General features: G+C 75.3%; 1 protein-coding gene. It reads left to right on the forward strand.

The genetic code is table 11. The features are described 5' to 3' along the window. Positions 1–1,951: hypothetical protein (locus HW130_RS35150; protein ID WP_218184334.1), on the forward strand; the 1,951-nt coding region annotated here is incomplete at both ends.

Here is a 1,951-nt window from a genome sequence, read left to right on the forward strand (position 1 = left end):
CAGCTGATCGCACAGGCCACCGGCCAGCTGGTGATCTGCAGTCCGCGGATCCACTACCAGACGCTGCGCCGGCACCTCCCGGCGCTCGAGGACGCGGTGCGTCGTGACGTACGGCTGGTCCTGCTGTGGGGGGCGGCCGACCGGGACCGGGACGAGGAGTTCGACGACCGGACCCGCAACGCCCTGGAGGACCTGCAGCGGCTGGGTGGGAAAGCCGGCGCGACCCAGGTGGTGCTGCCGGTGACCAGCACCCGGACGCACGCCAAGCTGGTGGTCACCGACCACACGACGGCCCTGGTCACCAGCGCGGCCCCGCTGTCGGGCGCCGGGGAGCGCTCCTCCGTCGGGCTGCTGCTGGAACAGCCCGGCGACGACAGCCCGGTGATCACGGAGCTGTTGGACTGGGTACGGGCCTCGGTGCCGTCGTACGAGCACAGTCGGCTGCTCCGGGTACGGGCCGCGGACTTCCGGACCACGGACTCCCGGATGGCGGGGGCACCGGCGCGGGAACCGGCTCGTAAGCGTGAAGAGTTGCCGGAGCCGGCAGTGGAGGCGCCGGCCGAGGACCCGAGTGTCGAGGCGTCGGCGCTGGAGCTGTGGGTCAGCGGCTGGACCGGGTACCTGCGGCTGGTGCAGGCCCGACTGGCGGCCCGTCAGCTGCCCGCCGCCCGTCTGGTGACGGACGCGACGCACCGCACCCTGTTCCGGATCGCCCTGAGCCGGGCACGCCGCAGGCTGGTGATCGCCTCCGACGGCCTGGCCGCCGAGATCGTCGACACCGGGCTGGTGGGCGCCCTGCGCGCCCGGCTGGGGGAGGGTGTCGAGGTCACCCTGGTTCTGCCGGACGCCACCCACCCGGTGGGCGACCGCCGTCAGTACGGCGAGGCCCGACAGCGGCTGCAGGATCTGCTGGCCGACTTCCCCGGCCGGCTGCGCCTGGTGGAGGGCGCCAACCGGGCGGCGCTGCTGGTCTGGGACGACGAGGCCGTCGTTGGCAGCTTCAACTACCTCGCGTTCGACGGCCGTTACGGGCGTCACCGGCTGGCCTCGGAGCTGAGCGTCCGGGTCAGCGGGGCCGCCGCCGCGGACGCGGTGGCCCGGGCGGCGGGCGCCGCCGGGATGCCTGCCGCGCCGGACACCGGGCCGGATGCCACCGCGGCCCTGCCGCCGACCGGGGCCGCTCACGCCTCGGCCCAGCGGCTGCTGCACGCCTACGCGGAGCAGGGCGCCGCCGACCCGCGGCTGGTGGCCCAGGTGCTGGGCGCCGCGGAGGATCCCTGGCAACTGCTGGAGCTGCTCGGCGGGCCGGGCCCCGAGGACCTGGTCGCGGTGGTCGCCGCCCGCTGCCTGGCCGATCACCGGGACGGCGGGCAAGACGGCCGGGCGGGGCGCTGGCAGCGGTGGCTCATACGGCACTGCTGGAAGACCGGGCAGTTCGTGGAGGCCGCGGTGCTCCGCCTCGGCCTCCACGACGCCGGCTTCCGGCCCCGGGCCCGTACGGCGGTGCTGGGCGCCGCCCGCGCCGCGCACCACCCCGGGGCGGTGGCCGCGGTCCTCGAGGAACTCGTCCTCGAGGAGGGGCTCTCCGCCGGGGAGCGGGTGGTGGCGACGCTCGGGGCGTGCTCCCTGCTGCTGCTCACGGGAGACCCCTCCGGCCACGAGGTGCTGGAGGTCGTACGGCGCCAACTGGACACGCCATGGCGGGAGTTCGCGGAACGGGTCGACGCCTACTGGCAGGCGGCGTACCTCCCGATGCCGCTGGAGCTCATCCGGGTGAGCCTGGACGGCTCGCGCCGGGAGCACGAACGGGCCAGTCTCTGGGAGGAGCTGGAACAGCGGCTGGCGCACGCCCGGGCCATGACCTTCGCCAGCCCGGTCAGCACCCGCACCCACCATGCCCTGTTCAACACCCCGTCCGGGGCCTTCGCCGAGCTGGGCCGGATCGTCGCCG

This window comes from Streptomyces sp. PKU-EA00015, assembly GCF_013387495.1.
Lineage (GTDB): Bacteria > Actinomycetota > Actinomycetes > Streptomycetales > Streptomycetaceae > Streptomyces.